At 70.9% G+C, this 14,312-nt stretch carries 16 protein-coding genes; 2 read left to right on the forward strand and 14 right to left on the reverse strand.

The annotated features are described in order from the left end of the window. The 4 genes from AC2W7J_RS08440 to AC2W7J_RS08455 all read right to left on the reverse strand — a co-directional run. A partial coding sequence (locus AC2W7J_RS08440; protein WP_485982077.1) for a sirohydrochlorin chelatase occupies positions 1-308 on the reverse strand: 308 nt, incomplete at its 3' end. Between the two features lie 4 nt (positions 309-312). After that, complete coding sequence (locus AC2W7J_RS08445; protein WP_485982078.1) at positions 313-1,053, reverse strand: phosphoadenylyl-sulfate reductase; 741 nt, start codon at positions 1,051-1,053, stop codon at positions 313-315. After that, positions 1,050-2,699: a nitrite/sulfite reductase gene (locus tag AC2W7J_RS08450; RefSeq protein WP_255186342.1), complete on the reverse strand. Its 1,650-nt coding sequence runs from the start codon at positions 2,697-2,699 to the stop codon at positions 1,050-1,052. The genes AC2W7J_RS08445 and AC2W7J_RS08450 overlap by 4 nt, the downstream gene beginning before the upstream one ends. Positions 2,700-2,790: 91 nt before the next feature. Then, complete coding sequence (locus AC2W7J_RS08455; protein ID WP_255183481.1) at positions 2,791-4,389, reverse strand: ABC-F family ATP-binding cassette domain-containing protein; 1,599 nt, start codon at positions 4,387-4,389, stop codon at positions 2,791-2,793. Positions 4,390-4,505: 116 nt separating this feature from the next. Between AC2W7J_RS08455 and ypfJ the strand changes: the two genes are divergently transcribed. Further along, positions 4,506-5,432 (forward strand): KPN_02809 family neutral zinc metallopeptidase, encoded by a 927-nt coding sequence (gene ypfJ, locus AC2W7J_RS08460; protein WP_255183482.1) that lies wholly within the window; start codon positions 4,506-4,508, stop codon positions 5,430-5,432. A gap of 7 nt (positions 5,433-5,439) precedes the next feature. Here the strand turns inward: ypfJ and AC2W7J_RS08465 are convergent, their stop codons facing one another. From AC2W7J_RS08465 to sufB, 10 genes are read right to left on the reverse strand one after another with little or no spacing between them, the layout of a single operon-like run. Then, positions 5,440-7,515: a BNR-4 repeat-containing protein gene (locus AC2W7J_RS08465; protein WP_485982079.1), complete on the reverse strand. Its 2,076-nt coding sequence runs from the start codon at positions 7,513-7,515 to the stop codon at positions 5,440-5,442. A 1-nt stretch (position 7,516) separates the two neighbouring features. Beyond that, entirely contained in the window at positions 7,517-8,104 is a 588-nt protein-coding gene (locus tag AC2W7J_RS08470; protein ID WP_485982080.1) for an acVLRF1 family peptidyl-tRNA hydrolase, read from the reverse strand. Positions 8,105-8,117: 13 nt separating this feature from the next. Further along, the gene (locus tag AC2W7J_RS08475) at positions 8,118-8,447 is read right to left on the reverse strand and encodes a metal-sulfur cluster assembly factor (RefSeq protein WP_255183485.1); all 330 of its coding nucleotides are present in this window, start codon (positions 8,445-8,447) and stop codon (positions 8,118-8,120) included. Continuing rightward, positions 8,444-8,914 carry a Fe-S cluster assembly sulfur transfer protein SufU gene (gene sufU, locus AC2W7J_RS08480; protein ID WP_084451629.1) on the reverse strand — a complete coding sequence of 157 codons (471 nt, stop codon included), beginning with the start codon at positions 8,912-8,914 and terminating at the stop codon, positions 8,444-8,446. The genes AC2W7J_RS08475 and sufU overlap by 4 nt, the downstream gene beginning before the upstream one ends. After that, entirely contained in the window at positions 8,914-10,194 is a 1,281-nt protein-coding gene (locus AC2W7J_RS08485; RefSeq protein WP_485982081.1) for a cysteine desulfurase, read from the reverse strand. The genes sufU and AC2W7J_RS08485 overlap by 1 nt, the downstream gene beginning before the upstream one ends. A 2-nt stretch (positions 10,195-10,196) precedes the next feature. After that, positions 10,197-10,976: a Fe-S cluster assembly ATPase SufC gene (sufC, locus tag AC2W7J_RS08490; protein WP_255183487.1), complete on the reverse strand. Its 780-nt coding sequence runs from the start codon at positions 10,974-10,976 to the stop codon at positions 10,197-10,199. 28 nt (positions 10,977-11,004) lie between these two features. Beyond that, positions 11,005-11,340 carry a non-heme iron oxygenase ferredoxin subunit gene (locus tag AC2W7J_RS08495; RefSeq protein WP_192910302.1) on the reverse strand — a complete coding sequence of 112 codons (336 nt, stop codon included), beginning with the start codon at positions 11,338-11,340 and terminating at the stop codon, positions 11,005-11,007. Next, the gene (gene sufD / locus AC2W7J_RS08500) at positions 11,337-12,242 is read right to left on the reverse strand and encodes a Fe-S cluster assembly protein SufD (RefSeq protein ID WP_485982082.1); all 906 of its coding nucleotides are present in this window, start codon (positions 12,240-12,242) and stop codon (positions 11,337-11,339) included. The genes AC2W7J_RS08495 and sufD overlap by 4 nt, the downstream gene beginning before the upstream one ends. Continuing rightward, the gene (locus AC2W7J_RS08505) at positions 12,176-12,508 is read right to left on the reverse strand and encodes a hypothetical protein (RefSeq protein WP_485982083.1); all 333 of its coding nucleotides are present in this window, start codon (positions 12,506-12,508) and stop codon (positions 12,176-12,178) included. The genes sufD and AC2W7J_RS08505 overlap by 67 nt, the downstream gene beginning before the upstream one ends. Next, positions 12,508-14,052, reverse strand: a complete 1,545-nt coding sequence (gene sufB / locus AC2W7J_RS08510) for a Fe-S cluster assembly protein SufB (protein ID WP_485982084.1) — start codon at positions 14,050-14,052, stop codon at positions 12,508-12,510. Before sufB ends, AC2W7J_RS08505 begins: the two co-directional genes overlap by 1 nt. Here sufB and AC2W7J_RS08515 point away from each other — a divergent pair. After that, a partial coding sequence (locus AC2W7J_RS08515) for a hypothetical protein (protein WP_485982085.1) occupies positions 13,988-14,312 on the forward strand: 325 nt, incomplete at its 3' end. The genes sufB and AC2W7J_RS08515 overlap by 65 nt on opposite strands.

Below are 14,312 nucleotides of genomic sequence, written 5' to 3' on the forward strand. Positions count from 1 at the left end.
AGCGGGTGGCCACCGAGGGCGCTCGTGACCCGGGCGTGGGCACCGCCGGCGCCGAAGGCCCGCACGGCCGCCGGGACGTCGACCCGCGCGTGGAATGCCGGGGTGATGAGCATCGGTACGACCGTGACCTCGTCGGCGATGCCGGGCCCGAGCTCGTCAGGACGCGGGTGGTCGTGCTCGATGTAGACGAGGTGGGTGCTCCCGCGCCCCGCCTCGTCGAGCGGTCCGGCGACCCGGGCGCGCAGCCGCTCCAGGGTCGCCGCGTGCCGCGCGTCGGGCGAGCCGTGCGCGAGCAGGATCGTGGTCACGAGCTCACGTGTGCAGGCCGCACTCGACCTTGTCGGTGCCCGACCAGCGTCCGGCGCGGGCGTCCTCGCCCTCGGCGACCGGGCGGGTGCAGGGCGCGCAGCCGATCGAGGCGTAGCCGCTCTGGCGAAGGGGGTTGAGGAAGACCGACTGCTCTGCGGCGTACTGGTCGACGTCGTCCTGCGTCCAGCCCGCGATGGGGTTGAGCTTGACCATGCCGCGACGCTCGTCCCACCCGACGACGGTGATGTCGGTGCGGGTCGGCGCGTCCTCGCGGCGCATGCCGGTCACCCAGGCGTCGTGGTCCTCGAGCGCCCGGTTGAGCGGCTCGACCTTGCGCATCGCGCAGCACAGGTTGGGATCCCGGTCGTGCAGCTTCGGCCCGTGCTCGGCGTCCTGCTCGGCGACGGTGAGCTTCGGGTAGATCGTGCGGATGCTGATCGGCAGCATGGCCTCGTAGGCGTCGCGGGTACCGAGCGTCTCGGCGAAGTGGTAGCCGGTGTCGAGGAAGAAGACATCGGCGCCCTCGAGGGTCGTGCCGACGAGGTGGACGAGCACCTCGTCACCCATCGAGCTGGCGACGGTCAGCCCCTCGCCGAAGGTCTCGTGGGCCCACTTCAGCGCCTGCCGGCCGATCTCGACCCGGCCCTCGTGGGTACCGCCGAGCTCCGCCTCGAGCGCGTCGAACCGCTCCTGCCCCTCACGGGCGAGCTCGCGCAGGCGGTCGGTGTCCAGGAGCGTGCTCATCGGATGTCGTCCTCGTCGGCGCGGCGCACCCACAGGGCGAAGGACTCCCCTTCGTCCCGCTGGGCGAGGTAGGTGCGGGCGAGGCGCTCGATGTAGTCGGGCAGGTCGTCGCCGGCCACCTTGAGGGCACGCGTCTTGCGGGCCAGGGCGGTCTCCTCCGCGAGGGCGCCACCGAGGTGGACCTGGAAGACCTCCTGGTGGGTGCCGTCCTCGCGCTTGTCGAGCATGCCCTTGAGGCCCACGTCGGCGACCTGGCTGCGGGCGCAGCTGTTGGGGCAGCCGTTGAAGTGGATGCTGAAGGGGACGTCGATGGTCAGGCGCTTCTCGAGCTCCTCGACGGTCCACCGGGCGCGGTTCTTGGTGTCGGTCAGGGCGAGCTTGCAGAACTCGAGGCCCGTGCACGCGAGGACGTTGCGGCGCCACTCGCTCGGGTGGACGTCGAGGTCGATCTCCTTGAGGTCCGCGGCCAGCGCGTCGGCCCGGTCGGGCTCGACGTCGAGGACGAGGATCTTCTGGTGCGGGGTGAAGCGGATCCGCTGCGAGCCGGCCGCCTCCGCCAGTTCGGCGAGGCGGGTCAGCTTGGTCCCCGTCATGCGTCCGGCGATCGGCGCGGCGCCGACCCAGACCCGGCCGTCGACCTGCTCGTGGATGCCGACGTGGTCGCGGCGGCTCCCCTTCGGAGCGACCGCCTCCGGACCGTCCACGAGACGGCGGCCGAGGTAGTCGTCCTCGAGGACCTGGCGGAACTTCTCCGCGCCCCAGTCGGCCATGAGGAACTTCAGCCGGGCCTTGTTGCGCAGGCGCCGGTAGCCGTGGTCACGGAAGATCGAGGTGACCCCGTGCCACACGGCAGGGACGTCCTCGATCGGGACCCAGACGCCGAGACGCTGGGCGAAGATCGGCTTGACCGACAGGCCGCCGCCGACCCACACGTCGAAGCCGGGACCGTGCTCGGGGTGCTCGACGCCGACGAAGGAGATGTCGTTGATCTCGTGGGCGATGTCGAGCACCGGCGAGCCGGAGATCGCCGTCTTGTACTTGCGCGGCAGGTTGGAGAACTCGGGGCTGCCGATGTGCTCGCGCTTGATGATGTCCATGGCCGGGGTGCCGTCGATGATCTCGGCCTTGTCGATGCCGGCGACCGGCGAGCCGAGCATCGTGCGCGGGCAGTCGCCGCAGGCCTCCGTCGTCGACAGCCCCACCGACTCGAGGCGGCGCCAGATCTCCGGCACGTCCTCGATGCGCACCCAGTGCAGCTGGATGTTCTGCCGGTCGGAGACGTCGGCGGTGTCCCGGGCGAACTCGGTGCTGATCCCCGCGACGGTGCGCAGCTGCTCGGTGCTCATCCGGCCGCCGTCGCTGCGCACGCGCATCATGAAGTACTCGTCGTCGAGGCCGTCCTCGCCGGTGTGCGTGCCGTCGAGCCCCTGCTTGCGCTGGGTGTACAGCCCCCACCAGCGGAAGCGACCGGACAGATCGTCCGGCGAGATCGAGGCGAAGCCGCCCTGGGCGTAGACGTCCTCGATTCGCGCACGCACGTTGAGCGCGTCGTCCTCCTGCTTGAACTCCTCGTTGTGGTTCAGCGGGGTCCGGTCGCCGTCGGCCCAGGCGCCGGTGGACTTCGTGCGGGTGGGGCGGGTCGTCACAGTCACCCGGCCATCCTACGAGTGGCCTTATGGATTGCATAACTGCCTGTTATGCGTCTCACCTGATGGAGCGCGAGGTGGGCCGGCGTGGTCAGGCGAGGGTGACGAGGTCCCGGTAGTCGGCGCTGTAGAAGTCCTCCACGCCGTCGGGCAGCAGCAGGATCCGCTCCGGCTGCAGCGCATCGACGGCCCCCTCGTCGTGGGTGACGAGGACGACCGCGCCCTTGAAGGTCGACAGCGCCCCGAGGATCTCCTCGCGGCTGGCCGGGTCGAGGTTGTTGGTCGGCTCGTCGAGGAGCAGGACGTTGGCGCTGGAGACGACGAGCAGGGCGAGGGACAGCCGCGTCTTCTCGCCGCCGGAGAGCACCCCGGCCGGCTTGTCGACGTCGTCACCGGTGAAGAGGAAGGAGCCGAGCACCTTGCGCACCTCGGTCTCCCCCAGGTCGGGTGCCGCGGACTTCATGTTCGCCAGGACCGATCGGTCCACGTCGAGGTTTTCGTGCTCCTGCGCGTAGTAGCCGAGCTTGAGGCCGTGCCCGGGCTCGACCTGCCCGGTGTCCGGTGCGTCGACCCCGGCGAGCATCCGCAGCAGCGTCGTCTTGCCGGCGCCGTTGAGCCCGAGGACGACGACCTTGCTCCCCCGGTCGATCGCGAGGTCGACGTCGGTGAAGATCTCGAGGCTGCCGTAGGAGCGGGAGAGGCCGGAGGCACGAAGGGGGGTCCGCCCGCAGGGCGCGGGGTCGGGGAAGCGCAGCTTGGCCACGCGGTCCTGGGTCCGCTCCCCCTCGACGCCGGCGAGCATCCGCTCGGCGCGCTTGATCATCTGCTGGGCGGCGGTGGCCTTGGTGGCCTTGGCGCGCATCTTCTCGGCCTGGTCGAGCAGGGCACCGGCCTTCTTCTGCGCGTTCTGCAGCTCGCGCTTGCGACGGCGCTCGTCCGTCTCGCGCTGCTGGAGGTAGTTCTTCCAGCCCATGTTGTACTGGTCGATCTCGCAGCGGTTGGCGTCGAGGTGGAAGACGCGGTTGACGACGACCTCGAGCAGGTCGACGTCGTGGCTGATGATGATCAGCCCGCCCTTGTAGCTCTTGAGGTGGTCGCGCAGCCACGTGATCGAGTCGGCGTCGAGGTGGTTGGTCGGCTCGTCGAGCAGCAGGGTCTCGTGGCCGGAGAAGAGGATCCGGGCAAGCTCCACCCGACGACGCTGGCCACCGGAGAGGGTCTCGAGGGTCTGGTCGAGCCGGGCCTCGTCGATCCCGAGCGCCGAGGCGATGCTCGCCGCCTCCGACTCCGCGGCGTAGCCGCCGGCGGCCTCGAACTCCTCCTGCAGCCGCGCGAAGCGAGACATCGCCCGCTCCTGCGTCTCGGCGTCAGCGCTCGCCATCCGCTGCTCGGCCGTACGGCGGTCCGTGACGATGCGGTCGAGTCCGCGGGCGGAGAGGATGCGCTGACGCGCGGTGACGGTGAGGTCACCTGTGCGCGGGTCCTGCGGGAGGTAGCCGATGCCGCCGCTCGAGGTGACGCTCCCGGCGGCCGGCTGACCCTGCCCTGCCAGGACCTTGGTCAGGGTGGTCTTGCCGGCGCCGTTGCGTCCCACGAGACCGACCCGGTCGCCCGCCGCCACACGGAAGCTGGCGTCCTCGAGGAGGATCCGGGACCCGGCGCGCAGCTCGATGCCGCTGGCTGTGATCACGGGTGGTTCTCCTGCACGTACGAAGGGTCGGTCGGCGGCTAGTGTAAGTCGCGGATCCGGGGGTTCCCGCATCCGCGTGCATCGGTCGAGACCCTGCCCCCGATGGAGGCCAGCAGATGAGCATCAACGACAACGCGTCGCTCGACACCTCCCGCATGGGTGGTGGAGGAGGCGGCGGAGGCCGCGGCCCGGTCATCGCGGGTGGCGGCGGCATCGTCGGCGTCATCGTCGTCATCGTCATGGTCCTGCTCGGCTTCGACCCGACCGGGGGCGGCGGTGGCGGTGCTCCGCAGGACACGGCGGGAGCGGGCGGCGACTCCTGGGTGCAGGACAACTGCAAGACGGGCGCCGACGCGAAGAAGGAGCGCCGCTGCCTCATGGTCCTCGGCGAGAACAGCCTGCAGGACTTCTGGAGCGACCAGCCGGACCTGGCCAAGGCCCTCGACGACGCCGGGCAGCAGTTCCGCGGCCCGGCCCAGACGGTCGTCTACACGGGTCAGACCCAGTCCCAGTGCGGCACCGCGAGCAACCAGGTCGGGCCCTTCTACTGCCCCCTCGACGAGAAGATCTTCATCGACACCGACTTCTTCGACATCATGGAGCAGCAGCTCGGCGCCCAGGACGGCACGCTCGCCGAGCTCTACGTCCTCGCCCACGAGTACGGCCACCACATCCAGAACGTCTACGGCATCCTCGACCGCGCGCAGCAGGACCCGAAGGGCGCCGACTCGGGCGCCGTGCGCGTCGAGCTCATGGCCGACTGCTTCGCCGGTATGTGGATGAAGCACGCGACCGAGACCAAGGACGCCAACGGCGAGGTCCTCATCACCGACATCAGCGAGTCGGACATCAAGAACGCCATGGGCGCTGCCAAGTCCGTCGGCGATGACGAGATCCAGAAGAAGTCGGGCGGCGGTGTCAACCCCGAGAGCTGGACGCACGGCTCGGCGAAGGCGCGTCAGGCCTGGCTCCTGCGCGGGATGAAGACCGACTCGGTCAACACCTGCGACACCTTCGAGGTCAGCGACCCCAACAACATCTGAGCGGGGCTCAGCTGCCCGTCCAGTGACTCTCGCTCGTCGCCGAGCCCCACCCGCTCTGCGCCGGCACCTGCAGTCGGATGCGCGTCCCCTTCGGGTAGTAGCGGTTGATCCCCAGGTGCACCGATCCCTGCGTGTCGGTCACCGCTGAGTTGCGCCGCTGCTCGGTCCCGCCGGGGAAGCGCGCCAGCACCCACACCTTCGCGCCGACCCGGGGCGCGCCGTCCCGGACCTGCGTCACCGAGGCGCCGACGCCCAGGCCCCGGTCCCACCCGGGCAGCCACGTCGAGTCCAGGTCGATGGCCGTCGTGTCCGTGGCGGTGTCGACCGACGCGGTGCTCGCCCGCCCCCATCCGCCGGCAGCCGGCACCTCGACCCGCACCCGCGTCCCCCTCGGGTAGTAGCGGTTGACCGCGAGGTGCACCGATCCGTCGGCGTCGGTGAGGGCCGAGTTCCTCCGGCGCTCCTCTCCACCGGGCAGCCGGGCGACGATCCAGGCGCGCTGGCCGGGGACGCCGACCCCGCCGACACCCGCGGTGATCCGGCCGTCGATCCCCTTGCCCTTCGACCACCCGATCGGCCACGTCGAGCGCAGCTCGAGGGGCGCCGGGTCGGTCGTCTCGATGGAGACCGTCGTCGCCCACTGGCCCGAGCTGAACGAGGTGTACGGGCCGGCGAGCCATGCCGTCGACACCGACCCGTCCTGCGCTCCCCACGGGGCGGCCGGGGTCCGGTTGCCCTTGGTCGACCCGTGCGTGACCGCACGCGCCTGCCAGGACGCCCCGTCGTCGCCCGTGCGGTACTCGTAGAGCTCGCGGCTGCCCACGTCTCCCTCCCCGCGGGAGAGGAAAACGCGGTCGGCGTCGTCGTGACGCAGGGTGATCCCCGACGGCTGCGCGCCGCCGGCACGGTCGAGGGTGCGCATCGTCCACGTGCCTGCGAGGTGGCGGAACCACTTGTAGGTCCACGTGCCGTCCTCGGCGCCCGTCGTCAGGACGATGGTGGGCACCCCACCCGACACGGCGATGTCGTAGACGCGCGCCCGGCCGTCGGCGCTGCGGCCGTCGTAGACGAGGGTCGCCTCGCGCGGGTCGATGGGTCGCGGGGCCTGACCGGCGCTCCCCGCGACCTCTGCCAGCGTGCGGATCGGGGTGCCGTCGCTCTGTCGGAAGACCTCGTCACGCAGCGTCAGGTGGTACATCGAGCTGCGCTGACCGGGCGAGGCCATCGTGTCGGACACCGCGATGTGGAAGGTGCCGTCGCCCGCCGTCACGAACTTCGGGTCCTCCCGCCCCTCGTGCGCGAAGAGGCGCACGGCCGGTGTCCACGACGCGAGGTCCTTGCTGCGCGTCATCACCCACGCGTTGTCCGACGTGCGTCGGGTGAAGAGGTGGTAGCGGTAGGCGGCGCCCTCCACCTGCAGCATCGTCGTGTAGGTCGAGGGGGCCGACTCCAGCCCCGAGCCGGTGAGCCGGAGCGTGGGACCGAAGCTCGACAGGTCACCCGGGCGCTTCGTGATGCGGTAGCGCGCGGGAACGCTCGAGTGCGCCGTCCAGAAGGCCGCGATCCGCCCGTCGGGCAGCTCGGTGAGCGATGGCGCGTTGTGGTCGTCCGCCTGGAAGCGGGCGGCGAGGACGGTGTGCGACAGCTCGGCGCTCCCCCGGGCCACCTTGGTCACCTGGATGTCGCCGTTGTTGCGCACCGAGCTGAGATAGGTCGCGGTGCGCGTGCCGAGGACCGCGGTCCATGTACCAGGACCACGCCGAGTCGGCGACGACCGCCGCGGTCCGCACCCCCGACCCCAGGGATCGGCGCTGGAGGGCGCTCGCCACCGGGGACTGCGTCTGCGGCGTGCCCTGGTAGGCCTGCGGAGCCACCTCGCCGGGACGCATCCACGGCTCGGGCAGGGGAGGCGTCGAGCTCGTCGACGTCGGTCCGGGCGTCGGCGCCGCGGGATCGGCGGCGACGCCGAGCACTCACCACGGTCCACGAGAGGCCGAGCGCCACGAGGGCGACGAGTGGTCGACGCAGCATGAGATCCCCCCGATCCCCCCCGGCGGCCGCCGTCGGCGCGTTCGCGGGGCACTCTAGTCGAGCGCTCCTCCGTCGGTCCGCTCCGGTGTGATCACGACCCGCACCGCCCGAGCCCGGCGCGCGGCGTCCCGCAGGACCGCCAGCCGTGGGTCGGGCAGGTCCCACAGTGTCCGGCGCGGCAGGTCCCGCAGGTGCGCCAGACGGGGGTCGTCGAGGACCTGCTCGGCCATCCTCCGGTCACCACCGAGGACGAGTGCGTCGACCGCACCCGGCCCCAGATGACGAAGGGAGATCTCCCGCACCTTGTCGAGCACCCCGTCGGCCTGGTTGCCACGCCGACGGGCATAGCGCTGCTGGCTCCAGCCGCCCTTCTTCGTCCGGGACTGCACGTAGGCGGTGCCGCACGTGTGCGCGGTGAGGTCACCCCCTTCGTCACGGCCCACGGCGTACCCGCCGCGCCGCACGAGGACCAGCCCGATCCGCTCGTGGTCGAAGCGCTCCCCCGTCGCCGTGGCGCCGTCACCGCCGGTGAGCACGACGGTGCCCGGCTCGTCGGCGCGCGTGACGCCGTCGTGCCGGGCACCGAAGCCCTCGACCCACCGGTTCAGCCGCTCGGGGCCGACCTCGACCGTGCGGGTCATCGTCAGGGGTCGCTCAGATGTTGAAGCCGAGGGCGCGCAGCTGCTCGCGCCCGTCGTCGGTGATCTTGTCCGGGCCCCACGGCGGCATCCAGACCCAGTTGATCCGGGCGTCGGCGACGATGTCGGCCAGCGCACCGTCGACCTGGTCCTCGATGACGTCGGTCAGCGGGCAGGCCGCGGACGTGAGGGTCATGTCGATGACGGCGTGGTTCTGCGGGTCGACGGTGATGCCGTAGACGAGGCCGAGGTCGACGACGTTGATGCCGAGCTCGGGGTCGACGACGTCGCGCAGGGCCTCCTCGACATCGGCGACATTGCTCGGGGTCGGGGCCTGGGCGGTCATGCGGACTCTCCTTCGGTCGTGCTGGGGACGTCGACGCCGGCCTGGGCCAGGGCGTCGGTGAGGGCCATCCAGCCGAGCAGCGCGCACTTGACGCGCGCCGGGTACTGGGCGACACCGGCCAGGGCGACGCCGTCGCCGATGACCTCCTCGTCGCCCGGGTCCTGACCACGGCTGGTCAGCATGTGCCGCATCGCGGCGTGGACGTCCATGGCGTCGTGGATCACCTCACCGGTGACCTCCTCGGCGAGGATCGAGGTGCTCGCCATCGAGATCGAGCAGCCCATCGCCTCGTAGGAGATGTCGGTGATGTGGGCGTCGGGGCCGGTGCCGTCGAGGTGGACGCGCAGCGTCACCTCGTCGCCACAGGTCGGGTTGACGTGGTGCACCTCGGCGACGTGCCCCTCGCGCAGGCCGTGGCCGACCTTGCGCTTGGAGTGGTCGAGGATGAGCTCCTGGTAGAGGTCCATCAGGCGGCCCCCCGATCGATGCCGAAGATCTCGGGCACCCGGTCGAGCGCCGCGACGAGCGCGTCGATCTCGGCCGGCGTGTTGTAGACCGCCAGCGAGGCGCGGGTGGTCGCCGCGACGCCGAAGGCGCGGTGCAGCGGCCACGCGCAGTGGTGGCCGACCCGCACGGCGACGCCCTGGTCGTCGAGGACCTGGCCGACGTCGTGGGCGTGCACCCCGTCGACGACGAAGGACACGGCCGAGCCGCGGTGGTCGGTGTCGGCGGGGCCGACGAGACGCACCCACGGGCGCTGCGCGAGCGCGTCGAGCAGCCGCGCGGTGAGCGCCTGCTCGTGCGCGGCGATGCGCTCTACGCCGATGTCCTGCATCCAGCGCACGGCGGCGCCGAGGCCGATCGCCTGGCTGGTCATCGGCACGCCGGCCTCGAAGCGCGTGGGCGGCGGCGCATAGGTGCTGCCCTCCATGCGCACGATCTCGATCATCGAGCCGCCGGTGAGGAAGGCGGGCATCTGCTCGAGCAGGTCGTAGCGACCCCAGAGCACGCCGATGCCGCTCGGGCCGTACATCTTGTGGCCGGAGAAGGCGAGCAGGTCGACACCCAGCTCGGCGACGTCGACGGGCAGGTGCGGCACCGACTGGCACGCGTCGAGGACCGTGATGGCCCCGACGGCGCGGGCGGCGGCGACGACCCGCGGGACGTCGGTGACGGCCCCGAGGACGTTGGACGCGTGCGTGAAGGCCACGACCTTGGTCCGCTCGGTGACCATCTCGTCGAGCTGGTCGAGGTCGAGCCGGCCGTCGGTCGTCACGCCGATCCAGCGCAGGGTCGCGCCGGTGCGTCGGCACAGCTCCTGCCACGGGATGAGGTTGGCGTGGTGCTCGGCCTCGGTGATGAGCACCTCGTCGCCCTCACCGAGGCGAAGGGGGGACCCCGCCTCGGCGTTGGAGAAGGCATAGGCGGCGAGGTTGAGCGCCTCGGTCGCGTTCTTGGTGAAGACCACCTCGCGCGGCTGGGCGCCGATGAGCCCGGCGATGTCGGCCCGGGCGCTCTCGTAGGCCTCGGTGGCCTCCTCGGACAGCGCGTGCGCACCACGGTGCGGCGCGGAGTTGGCGGTGACGAGGAAGTCGCGCTCGGCGTCGAGGACGGCAAGCGGCTTCTGCGAGGTCGCGCCGGAGTCGAGGTAGACGAGCGGCTTGCCCCCGCGCACGGTGCGCTCGAGGATCGGGAATTGACCGCGGATCGCGGTCAGCTCCTCCTCGGGGATCAGCTGCGAGGTCATCGTCAGGCCCCTGCGGTCGTGGCGGGCTCCCCCGTCGCGATGAAGCGGTCGTAGCCCTCGGCCTCGAGCTGGTCGGCCAGCTCCGGGCCGCCCTCCTCGGCGATCTTGCCGTCGACGAAGACGTGGACGAACTCGGGCTTGATGTAGCGCAGGATCCGCGTGTAGTGCGTGATGAGCAGGACACCGGCGTCGGTCGACTCCTTGGCGCGGTTGACGCCCTCGGAGACCACGCGCAGCGCGTCGACGTCGAGGCCGGAGTCGGTCTCGTCGAGCACGGCGAACTTCGGCTTGAGCAGCTCCATCTGGAGGATCTCGTGGCGCTTCTTCTCACCACCGGAGAAGCCCTCGTTGACATTGCGGTCGGCGAAGGAGGAGTCCATGCGCAGCTCCTCCATCGTGCCGCGGACCTCCTTGACCCAGGTGCGCAGCTTGGGGGCCTCGCCGTCGATGGCGGTCTTGGCGGTGCGCAGGAAGTTGCTCACCGTGACACCGGGGACCTCGACGGGGTACTGCATCGCGAGGAAGAGGCCGGCGCGAGCGCGCTCGTCGACGGACATCGACAGCACGTCCTCGCCGTCGAGGGTGACCTCGCCGGAGGTGACCGTGTACTTGGGGTGGCCGGCGATCGAGTAGGCGAGCGTGGACTTGCCGGAGCCGTTGGGGCCCATGATCGCGTGGGTCTCGCCGGACCGGATGGTCAGGGTGACGCCCTTGAGGATCTCCTTGGGGCCGTCTTCGGTCTCGACGCTGACGTGCAGGTCGGTGATCTGGAGCGTTGCCATGTCGGTTCTTTCGGTCGAAGGGGGAAGGTCAGTCGGCGAGGGCGACGAGCACGTCGCCGGCCTCGGTGACCTGGACGGTGTGGACGGCGACGGGCACGGTCGCCGGCAGGTGGCTGGGGGCGCCGGTGCGCAGGTCGAAGCGCGAGCCGTGCAGCCAGCACTCGATGGCGCAGCCGTCGACCTCGCCCTCTGAGAGCGAGACGTTGGCGTGGGTGCAGGTGTCGTCGACCGCGTGGACGGTGCCGTCCTCGGTGCGCACGATCGCCACGAGGCGGCCACCGATGTCGGCCTTGGCCGCCTCACCCGGGGTCAGCTCGTCGAGGCTGCAGACGCGGATGTAGTCGGGCTCGGCGACGGCACTCATGCCGCACCGCCCTCGAGCTCGACGTCGATCGCGGCCATGATCCGGTCGCTGATCTCCGCGTCACCGATGCGCGCGACGATGCTGTTGAAGAAGCCGCGCACGACGAGGCGACGGGCCTCGTCCTCGGGGATGCCACGAGCCTGCAGGTAGAAGAGCTGCTGGTCGTCGAAGCGCCCGGTCGTCGAGGCGTGCCCGGCGCCGACGATCTCGCCGGTCTCGATCTCGAGGTTGGGCACGGAGTCGGCCCGCGCGCCGTCGGTGAGGACGAGGTTGCGGTTGAGCTCGTAGGTCTCGGTGCCCTCGGCGGCCGCGCGGATCAGCACGTCGCCGACCCACACGGTGTGGGCCGTCTCGCCCTGCAGCGCGCCCTTGTACTCGACGTTGCTCGAGCAGTGCGGCGCCTCGTGGTCGACGAAGAGCCGGTGCTCGAGGTGCTGGCCGGCGTCGGCGAAGTAGACGCCCAGGCCCTCGAAGGAGCCACCCGGACCGGCGTAGGTCGCGTTGGTGTTGAGGCGCACGATGCCGCCGCCGATGGTCACGGCGATGTGCCGCACGCTCGCGTCGCGGCCGACGACCACGTCGTGCTGGCCGAGGTGGTGCGCGTCGTCCTCCCAGTCCTGGAGGGTGACGATCGTCAGCTGCGAGCCGTCACCGGCGAGCACCGAAAGCAGCTCGGTGTAGTCGGCGGTGCCGGAGTGCTCGACGACGATCGTGCCGCGGGCGAAGCGCCCGACCCGCACGACGTGGTGCGCCCGCACGATCTCGCCGCCGGTGCCGGCGAGCGAGATGCGGACCGGCTCGGTGAGCTCGGCCTCGGCGGGGATGTCGATGAGCGTCACGTCACCGCCACCGGCGGCGACGGCCGCGGCACGGTCACCGGGCGCCGGCACGCCGGAGGGCACGGGCCTCCGGCGGCCGGGACGACCGACCGGGTGACGCCCTCGGGCAGGTGGTGGGTCACGCCGAGCTCGGCGGACCCCCCTTCGTCCGCCAGGAGGTCGGTGAGGCGACCCACGGGGGTGAAGCGCCAGTCCTCCTCGCGGCCGGTCGGCAGCTCGAAGTCGGCCACCGACCACGAGCGGGTGCGCTCGGCGCGGGACTGGTCCGGGACCAGGGTGTCGGCGGAGTGGGTGTGGGCCTTGGGGCCCGAGTCAGCCAGAAGGCTCATCAGCCGACGGCTCCTTCCATCTGGAGTTCGATGAGGCGGTTGAGCTCGAGGGCGTACTCCATCGGCAGCTCACGCGCGATGGGCTCGACGAAGCCGCGCACGATCATCGCCATGGCCTCCTCCTCGCTCAGCCCGCGGGACATGAGGTAGAAGAGCTGGTCGGCCGAGACCTTGGAGACGGTCGCCTCGTGACCCATCTGCACGTCGTCCTCGCGGACGTCGACGTAGGGATAGGTGTCGGAGCGGCTGATCGTGTCGACGAGCAGCGCGTCGCAGACGACATTGGACTTGCTGTTGGTCGCCCCCTCGAGGACCTGCACGAGGCCGCGGTAGGAGGTGCGACCGCCACCACGGGCCACGGACTTGCTGATGATCGAGCTCGAGGTGTTGGGCGCGGCGTGCACCATCTTGGCGCCGGCGTCCTGGTGCTGGCCCTCGCCGGCGAAGGCGATCGAGAGGGTCTCGCCCTTCGCGTGCTCGCCGAGGAGGAAGCACGCGGGGTACTTCATCGTCACCTTGGAGCCGATGTTGCCGTCGACCCACTCCATCGTGCCGCCCTCGGCGACCGTCGTGCGCTTGGTGACGAGGTTGTAGACGTTGTTCGACCAGTTCTGGATCGTCGTGTAGCGCACGCGGGCGTTCTTCTTCACAACGATCTCGACGACGGCGCTGTGCAGCGAGTCGGTCTTGTAGATCGGGGCGGTGCAGCCCTCGACGTAGTGCACGTAGGAGCCCTCGTCGGCGATGATCAGCGTCCGCTCGAACTGGCCCATGTTCTCGGTGTTGATCCGGAAGTAGGCCTGCAGCGGGATGTCGACGTGGACACCCGGCGGGACGTAGATGAAGGAGCCACCCGACCACACGGCCGTGTTGAGCGCGGCGAACTTGTTGTCGCCGGCGGGGATGACCGTGCCGAAGTACTCGCGGAAGAGGTCCTCGTGCTCGCGCAGACCGGTGTCGGTGTCGACGAAGATGACACCCTTCTCCTCCAGGTCCTCGCGGATCTGGTGGTAGACGACCTCCGACTCGTACTGCGCGGCGACGCCGGCGACGAGGCGCTGCTTCTCCGCCTCGGGGATGCCGAGCTTGTCGTAGGTGTTCTTGATGTCCTCGGGCAGGTCGTCCCACGACGCGGCCTGCTTCTCCGTGGACTTCACGAAGTACTTGATGTTCTGGAAGTCGATGCCGGTGAGGTCGCTGCCCCAGCTCGGCATGGGCTTCTTGTCGAAGAGACGCAGCGACTTCAGGCGCAGGTCACGCATCCACTGCGGCTCGCCCTTGCGCTCGGAGATGTCGCTGACGACGGCCTCGTTGAGGCCCCGCTTGGCGCTGGCACCGGCGGTGTCGGCATCGGCCCAGCCGAACTCGTACTTGCCGATGTCCTTGAGCCCGGGGTTGAGCTCTTCGATGTTGGTGCTCATCGGGTGGACCTCTCTGTGTGGGGACGCGCCCCGCGGTGGGGACGAAGGTGGTGCAGACGTGATCGCCCTGGGCCAGGGTGGCCAGGCGCTGGACGTGGACGCCGAGGAGTCGGCTGAAGGCATCGGTCTCGGCCTCGCACAGCTCCGGGAACTCCGCGGCGACGTGCTGGACCGGGCAGTGGCCCTGGCACAGCTGGAGGCCGACGACGACGTCGTCGCCGACCGTGCGGGCGCTGGCAGCGTAGCCCTCGGCGCGAAGGGCGGACACCAGGGCCTCGGTGCGGGCCCGGGGGTCGTCGCCCGCCGGCGTCGACCTGTGCGGCGCAGCGGGCCTCGGCAGGGCGGCTCATGCGCTGGTCGGCGAAGGCACGGACGGCCTCGGG

It is taken from the genome of Janibacter sp. CFPM2_SD2 (genome assembly GCF_057364645.1).

Excerpts from the sequence above, each read along its gene's own strand:
- sufB (WP_485982084.1), bottom strand. The coding sequence starts at position 14,052 with ATGCCTTCAGCCGACTCCTCGGCGTCCACGTCCAGCGCCTGGCCACCC.
- AC2W7J_RS08475 (WP_255183485.1), bottom strand. The coding sequence starts at position 8,447 with ATGACCGCCCAGGCCCCGACCCCGAGCAATGTCGCCGATGTCGAGGAG.
- AC2W7J_RS08485 (WP_485982081.1), bottom strand. The coding sequence starts at position 10,194 with ATGACCTCGCAGCTGATCCCCGAGGAGGAGCTGACCGCGATCCGCGGT.
- AC2W7J_RS08495 (WP_192910302.1), bottom strand. The coding sequence starts at position 11,340 with ATGAGTGCCGTCGCCGAGCCCGACTACATCCGCGTCTGCAGCCTCGAC.
- AC2W7J_RS08445 (WP_485982078.1), bottom strand. The coding sequence starts at position 1,053 with ATGAGCACGCTCCTGGACACCGACCGCCTGCGCGAGCTCGCCCGTGAG.
- sufU (WP_084451629.1), bottom strand. The coding sequence starts at position 8,914 with ATGGACCTCTACCAGGAGCTCATCCTCGACCACTCCAAGCGCAAGGTC.
- AC2W7J_RS08470 (WP_485982080.1), bottom strand. The coding sequence starts at position 8,104 with ATGACCCGCACGGTCGAGGTCGGCCCCGAGCGGCTGAACCGGTGGGTC.
- sufC (WP_255183487.1), bottom strand. The coding sequence starts at position 10,976 with ATGGCAACGCTCCAGATCACCGACCTGCACGTCAGCGTCGAGACCGAA.
- ypfJ (WP_255183482.1), top strand. The coding sequence starts at position 4,506 with ATGAGCATCAACGACAACGCGTCGCTCGACACCTCCCGCATGGGTGGT.
- AC2W7J_RS08505 (WP_485982083.1), bottom strand. The coding sequence starts at position 12,508 with ATGAGCCTTCTGGCTGACTCGGGCCCCAAGGCCCACACCCACTCCGCC.